The sequence below is a fragment of the Corynebacterium sp. HMSC072A02 genome (genome assembly GCF_001810085.1).
Classification (GTDB): Bacteria; Actinomycetota; Actinomycetes; order Mycobacteriales; family Mycobacteriaceae; genus Corynebacterium; species Corynebacterium hesseae.
In genome coordinates this window covers 23200-29922 of record NZ_KV799831.1, presented here as the reverse complement: position 1 = coordinate 29922, position 6723 = coordinate 23200, and the positions used below count along the sequence as shown (strand labels likewise).

The 6723-nt window shown below is 62.6% G+C and carries 6 protein-coding genes and 1 tRNA gene; 1 reads left to right on the top strand and 6 read right to left on the bottom strand.

The window, feature by feature from the left end:
* Positions 1-164: 164 nt before the first annotated feature.
* Positions 165-1043 carry a polysaccharide deacetylase family protein gene (locus HMPREF2698_RS03670; protein ID WP_070562169.1) on the bottom strand — a complete coding sequence of 293 codons (879 nt, stop codon included), beginning with the start codon at positions 1041-1043 and terminating at the stop codon, positions 165-167.
* 171 nt (positions 1044-1214) lie between these two features.
* On the opposite strand from HMPREF2698_RS03670, the gene HMPREF2698_RS03665 reads away from it, so the two are divergent.
* A tRNA-Ala gene (locus HMPREF2698_RS03665) sits at positions 1215-1287 on the top strand.
* Between the two features lie 43 nt (positions 1288-1330).
* Here the strand turns inward: HMPREF2698_RS03665 and HMPREF2698_RS03660 are convergent.
* The 5 genes from HMPREF2698_RS03660 to HMPREF2698_RS03640 all read right to left on the bottom strand — a co-directional run bounded on the left by HMPREF2698_RS03660 (position 1331) and on the right by HMPREF2698_RS03640 (position 6529).
* Positions 1331-1822 (bottom strand): GNAT family N-acetyltransferase, encoded by a 492-nt coding sequence (locus HMPREF2698_RS03660; protein WP_070562166.1) that lies wholly within the window; start codon positions 1820-1822, stop codon positions 1331-1333.
* 22 nt (positions 1823-1844) lie between these two features.
* Positions 1845-3638: an ABC transporter ATP-binding protein gene (locus tag HMPREF2698_RS03655; protein WP_070562163.1), complete on the bottom strand. Its 1794-nt coding sequence runs from the start codon at positions 3636-3638 to the stop codon at positions 1845-1847.
* The gene (locus HMPREF2698_RS03650; RefSeq protein ID WP_070562161.1) at positions 3635-5209 is read right to left on the bottom strand and encodes an ABC transporter transmembrane domain-containing protein; all 1575 of its coding nucleotides are present in this window, start codon (positions 5207-5209) and stop codon (positions 3635-3637) included. Before HMPREF2698_RS03650 ends, HMPREF2698_RS03655 begins: the two co-directional genes overlap by 4 nt.
* A 73-nt stretch (positions 5210-5282) precedes the next feature.
* Positions 5283-5486 carry a hypothetical protein gene (locus HMPREF2698_RS03645; protein ID WP_070562159.1) on the bottom strand — a complete coding sequence of 68 codons (204 nt, stop codon included), beginning with the start codon at positions 5484-5486 and terminating at the stop codon, positions 5283-5285.
* 167 nt (positions 5487-5653) lie between these two features.
* A complete protein-coding gene (locus tag HMPREF2698_RS03640) occupies positions 5654-6529 on the bottom strand; it encodes a hypothetical protein (RefSeq protein WP_070562156.1) in 876 nt (291 codons plus the stop codon).
* Positions 6530-6723: the final 194 nt, after the last annotated feature.

Below are 6723 nucleotides of genomic sequence, written 5' to 3'. Positions count from 1 at the left end.
TATCGATTTATCCACACGAAATGTCCCTTAAGCCCACAGGGGCGGGTTAAAGGACCAAACTAAAGGCACCATATGGAGACCTCCGACCCGAAAACACCAGGTAGATGGATACGGAAATCTGCATAAGGTGCCTTTAGTTTGGTCCCAGAACAGGCTGCTGTGCGCTAGCGGGTGAGGTATTGCTTTCCCGCCTGCGGATTGGGGATGAGGCGGTCGAGGCTGACTGGCTCCAGGCCCTTCGCGCGCAGTCCGTCGATGACGCAGTCTGCGGCCCCTACGGTTGTGGCGTGAATGTCGTGCATGAGGACGATGGAGCCGGGCTGCGCCCCGCTGACTGCGGCCTCACAGACGTGCTCGGAATTGCGGTCCTTCCAATCCACGGTGTCGACGGACCACAGGGCCTGTGCCTGGCCATTAGCCTTCGCAGCGGCGTCCACGGTGCCGTTGGTGGCACCGTACGGGGGACGCATCCACCGCGGGTTCTCACCCGTTGCTGCCTTGATTGCCGCGGCCCCGGCCTTGATCTCGCCGTCCACGTCGCTGGGGGAGAGCTTGTTGAGCTCGCGGTGGGATGCGGTGTGGTTTCCCACGGTGTGGCCCTCAGCCTTCATACGGCGCAGCAGATCCGGGTGCGCGGTGGCACTGGGAGCCAAGACCATGAAGCTGGCGTGGGCGTCCTTGGCCTTCAGGGTGTCGAGGAGCTGAGCGGTCAACTCGCCGGGGCCATCGTCATAGGTGATAGCCACGCAGTTGGAGCAGGTGGCATCAGCAACCGACTGCGACTGCTGTTTGCCGGTCGGCGCGGGCTTCGCAGCCGGCCGCGAGGAGCCGGCAAAGACAGGACTATTTTGAAGCTCCTTGGGAAGAGCATCGTAGGCGTCGTGCTCTAGTTGTTGGATGTCCTTCTGGACGTCGGGGAGCTGTGGCAACGTCGGCTGTTGAATCACCGGCTGGGGAAGCTCCACGGCAGCAGCGGCGCCAGGCAGGGCCGTGGCTGCTGCAAGGGCGATGAGGGAGCGGACAAGAACACTTTTTCGGCGCATGACAACCTTCCACAGACTTTCTTAAGACGCTTTATTGTCTGTCCGGTGAAGGTGGATTATCCCTAGTGACACGCAACTAGAGTGAAAGAAGTTAACTCCTGAGGTTTCGCTAGGCCCGTAATAGGGGTGATTTCGTTGCTTTTACCGAGAGGAGTACGCTCTACAGGTATTGGGGCATTAGCTCAGTTGGTAGAGCGTTGCGTTCGCAATGCAAAGGTCAGGGGTTCGATTCCCCTATGCTCCACAGGGCGCTCACACAGTGAGCGCCCTTTAGCTTTTCGCTTAACTTAGTCGGCATCCTTGAAGCGCTTGACCAGGACGATGTGCCCGCTTCTCTCGCTCACCGGCTCAAAGCCAAGGTGCAGGTAAAGGCGGTGGGCGCGGTCATTATCTTTAGCCACCGACAGCGAGATGCCTGGGGCGCCCATCTCGCGGGCGAGTTCGGTGGCGGCGTCGATAAGCATGGTGCCCACTCCCTGGCTGCGGAAGCGAGGTTCCACAGCTAGAGCAAGCTCTGGGATGCCTTCAATAACGTGGCCGAAACCATGGCGCTGCGCCGTTCCCCAGTTCAGCCACACGCCACCGGCAGGGACGTGGCCCTCCCAGGCGATGAAACCTCCGCGGGAAGGCTCCCAACCGCCGAGGTAGTAGTCAAAGCCTTCCTCGAAACCCGCAGGAAGCTCCTTGTGCTCATCGCCGAAGGTATCGGCGAGGAAATTGATGCGGGCCAGGTAGGTGCGGTCAGCTTCGGTGAGGGAAAGAAGATGCATAGCTTCCATGGTAGGACGCGGCGTGCACCACCTATGAGCCGTGCTCCCATTGGGAATAGGCCGAGGCATAGCGCCCGCCGAGGTCCATCAGCTCGGCGTGGGTGCCATCCTCGACGATCTGACCCTGTTCCATCACGATGATGCGGTCGGCCTCGCGAGCCTGGTCCAGGCGGTGGGCAACGACGAGCGCGGTGCGGCCCCTCGTGACTGCCTTGGCGGCGTGTTCGAGCACTTCGGCGTGCTCAGAGCCGGCTTCGGAGGTGGCCTCATCCATGATGAGCACCGGCGGCTGGCGCAGGATCATGCGGGCCAGGGAAAGCTGTTGCTCGGCTTCAGCGCCAATTTCCTCGTTGCCCGCACCAATGAGCGTATCGAGGCCCTGGGGCAGCCACCGCGAATGTTTATCCAAGCCCACGGTGTTAAGCGCCTGCCACAGCTCCTCATCGCTGGCGTCAGGTTTGGCCAGGAGCAGGTCCTCGCGCAAGGTGCCGGAGAAGAGATGGACTTCTTGGGTAATGAGCGCGACGTGCTCTGTAATCCACGTATTGGGCACTGAGGCGGTATCGATGCCATCGAGGCTGATGTTCCCCGCCGATGGGTACTGCAGGCCCGCCACGAGGGCGGCGAGCGTGGACTTACCCGCGCCGGAGGTACCAACTAGGGCGGTGGTGGTGCCGGCGGAGAGGGTTAGGGAGACGTCGTCAAGCACGCGTGCCCCGCCGGGGTAGGCGTAGGAAAGGTGATCAATGGTGATGGCCGGCGCGGAGGTTAGCCGGGGCGTGTCCTTGAGCTCCTTCGTACCAGCGCTGCTCTCCAGGGTGGCCAGAGCCACCGCGCGGCCGAGGGAGGTCACGGAATGCTGGATCTCGCCGGCGAAGAAGAGGATGTTGAATACGTGGATCTCCAGCCGCATGACCAGCAGCACAGCGGCGGTGGCCTCGCCAGGTGTCAGCCATTCCCACATCACCATGGGCACGGACATGAGGACGGAGCCCAGCAGCAACACCGCGAAGGCCAGGGCGCCTTGGCCCAGGATGCGGTTGATGAGCGGCACCTTGTCGCCCCAGGCCTGTACCGTGTCCCAGGAATAGCGCTCCATGCGTGCATGCGCCCAGTCTTTCAGGGAGAACTGGCGGAGGGTCTCCAGGGCGCGAATGGTGTCCAGCAGCACGTTGTTGCGGTAGGCCTCCACCGAGGACACCTCGTTGGCCACGGCGGGGATATCCCGCATGGTGCCGCGGATGAAGGGGTAGAGCAGACAACTCACCGCTATGAAGAGCAGCGCATAAGCGGGGTGGATGAAGATCATCATGAGCGCGGTCAGCGGCAGCATGAAGAGCGTGAGCACGAGGCGGTCACCCATCATGGAGATGGTCATGACGACGGTGTCGATGTCCTTGGACAGGCGCGTGATGATGTTGCCGGTGCCCAATTCCATGACGGCGGGCACGGGGGCGCCGAGGGTGGAATCCAGCGCTGAGGTGCGCAGATCTACCGAGAGACGGCGGGTAGTGGAGGTAACCAACAAGCGGCCCACTGTGCGGCCGGTGACCTCCACGAGGAAGCCCACCGCGATAACAACGAGCGCGCCCACCATGGCTGCGCGCCCCGTGCCAAGGATGGGGATCTCCACGCCCTGGATGATGTCCACGACGCGGCCAAGCACCTGGGAGACCAGGTTCATCATGATGACCGTAACGGTAAACAGTCCGAAGAAAAGGGCGATGCCAAGCCGACTGGGCGCACTGGGCAGGGTCTTCAGAAAACGGAGACACTCCCGCGGGGAGGCAGGTGCAAGGGCATCCGCGCGATCCTGCTGGCTCATAGCTCCACCACCTCATCGGCGTTGGCGGCCCACGTGGAGGCGGATGTAATGATCACGGTGGTCTTGCCGGCGCGCAGTTCACGCACGCGCTTGGCGACGTCCGCCAGGGTCAACGAATCCAGTCCCGTCGTGGGGTTGTCCAGCACGAGGACATCGGGGTCGAGGGCGAGCGCGCGGGCAAGCGCGACGCGCTGGCGCTGGCCGCCGGAGAGGTTGAGGCCGGCCTCACCGATGGGCGCGGTGGGTAGCTCGCCGTTGGGACCAAGCCCACCGAGGCGGATAACAATATCCTCGCAGGCGGAGGCGTGGAGGGCGTCGTGAAGCTGCGTAGCGCTAGCACTGCGGAGCGGATCGACGTTGTCCTGCAGGGTGCCCTCCAACACGGAGATGCGGTGTGGCGGGCACAAGGCGCCGTGCTCATGGAGGTAGCGCACCCAAGAGTCCACGGTGCTGCGCCCCTCTGTGCTGATAGGCATCCACACGTGCAAGCCGGGGGAGAGGTCAATCGGCGTGCCGGCGGCCTCGGTGGTGTTGGAAGAAAGCTGTCCGAGCAGCTCGCCGACGCGCTCCACGGAGGCACGCGCCCGCGCCCAGTTCTCCGTGAGCAGGCCGAGAGACACACCCAGCGCGGTGAGCGCGGGCGGGACGAGCATGGTGATCGCCATCATCCCGCCGGGGGCGATGCGGCCCTCGAAGGTTTCCCAGGAGGTCCAGGCAAGAATGCCCACGGCAAAGGACGCGGGAACCATCTGGCGCAGCCAGGCCATGAGGGAGGACAGCTTGGCCTCGCGGAGCATGGCACCCAAGGAGTTCTGGGCGGCGTCAGAAAAACGTTGGCGCGCGATGTCCTTGGCGCCGAGGCCTTTGATGACCCGGGAGCCTTGAGCAAAGTCCGTGGCGAGTGAAAGCGCGGTGTTCTCCAACTGGCGGCGGCGCGCGGCGATCCTCGTCAGCGGCTTCGTGGTGGCCCAGGAGGCCAGCGCGGTGGCGAGTGCACCAATCAGCAGCACAGCTGAGACCTGCCAGGAAATCGGGGCCAGGCTGACCACCGCGCCCAAGAGGTAGCCCACCATGACCAGTGGGAAGTTGAGGATCTGCTTGAGTTGGCCGATGTAGTGCGAATCCTCATCCATCGTGTTGAGCAGCCGGCCGGGGCTAATGCCTGCAGTGGAAGCGCTCAGCAACTTATCCAGCAGGTTAAGGCGCAGCGTATGGGTGGTGCGGGCTTGGGATAAGTCTGTGAAGGCATCCGCCGTGGCCTCGCAGATATAGGCGATGAAGAGGAGGATCGCCGTGGCCGCAAGCGGCAGCGCTACGGTGCGCCAGGAAGGCTCGGAGAAGGCATACTGCGTGGTCTGGCCGACGATGACGGAGACCAACGCGCCCAGCGGCGCGTTGATGAGGGTGGCAACGAAGATGCCGATAACGCCGGTGCGCTGGGCGCCGAGCAGACGCCACGTGGCTTTAGCTGGGCGGGAGAAGTTGGTGGTCTCGGTGAGGGAAACCTCGCCGGAAGGTGGCTCATCGGGGAGATACCACGACCACGTCCGCATGCGTGGATAGTGAGTCATAAAGACTCATCCTATAGCGCAAAAAAGGATGGATGAGTGATTCAGATTACGATCGGTGACTCACTGTGGGAACTTAAGCTAGGTGGTAATTTTCCACGTCATAGCCGTTGAACTCGCGGTCGACTCCATAATCATCGACGGAGCTAAACTGCGTGCCGTTTTCAATGGCAAAGCGCAGGTTGTCCACGCGGGTGGACGGATCGCCGCTCACGGCACCTGCGGGGAAATAAAAGGTCTCCCCGTTCTTGAGCTTGACTACGAGCGACTCAAAGCTCATGTCTGATCTCCTTGCCTGCTGTTGATAGGGCTTCCCGCGCAAAACAGCGCGCGGGCACCGATCTATGAGGATCGATGCCGATTAGCCTTCAATTCAAGCAGGTCGGGCGCGCGGGGGCAACGCAGTGAGATCAAGGCAACGAAATGCACACCCCCAAGGTTGGGGGGTTAGTTCTCGTCCTCGGTCTGGAGGCGGTGCTTGCCCTCGGACTCGTGATCATCGGTGATGCGGGAGGTGTCGGCATCCTTCTTGTCGGCGTTGCTGACCTCAATCTCGGTCTCGACGGCGTCCTGGATGGCGGTTTCTTCCTCGCGGTGCTTGGCCAGCTGCTCATCGAGGGAACCCAGCAGCTCTTCATCGCGCTCGACGACGCCTTCCTCGGCCAAGTCGGACTCCTTCTTGGCGTCATCCTCGGTGGTGGAGGTGTAGACCAAGGTGGAACCCTGCGGTGCGGACGGGGAAGAGAAGTCCTCAACGCGCGGCGGGACGGCGGATTCCTTCTCCTTCTTCTGGGTGAAGAAGTAGTAGATGCCACCGCCGATGGCAGCAATGGCGGCAACCAGCGCGGAGATCAGCCAGATCTTCGAGCCCTTCTTCTTATCCTTGCCGCTGATGGCGCGGGCCTTCTTCTGCAGCTGGGCGCTTTGCTTCTGTGCCTTCTTCTCAGCCTTGGAAGCCTTCTTCTTGGCCTGCTTGCGGGCCTTGGTGGCCTTCTTTTCAGCCTGCCTCTGGGTCTTCTCCCACTTCTTGGTGGCCTTGTCCTGGGCGTCTGCGGCGGCAGCGGAGAGCTTCTCGGTTGCTTCCTCGCTGCGCTCCTTGAGCTGTTCGAGGGTGCGCTCGAGGCGGGCATGCGCGGCCTTGGTCACGGCACCGGCTTCGCGGCGTGCCTCCGGGAACCACTCGTCATCGCGCTCTTCCATGCGGGCGGCGGCGGTCTCCAGGACGGAGTAGGCCTCGCGAGCCTTTTCATCGCGGCGTTCCTTGAGGCGCTCCACCAGGGCGGAGGTGGCGCTAATTGCTGTGGACAGTGCGGTGGGGTTCATCGGGAGAGATGCTCCTTTACGTCAATGCTTGAGGCGATTGCTCGGTGGGTAACTGTTTATGGAGTGGTTGTCTGCGCCGGACGGGACACTGCACATGTGTGTCCGCGTTAGCGCTGGATACTCCCTTTCAGCGTAGTGGCGGCAGCTACGTCCTGCCACCACGGGACGAAAGTAGAGAGCGGTTCAAAGAAAAT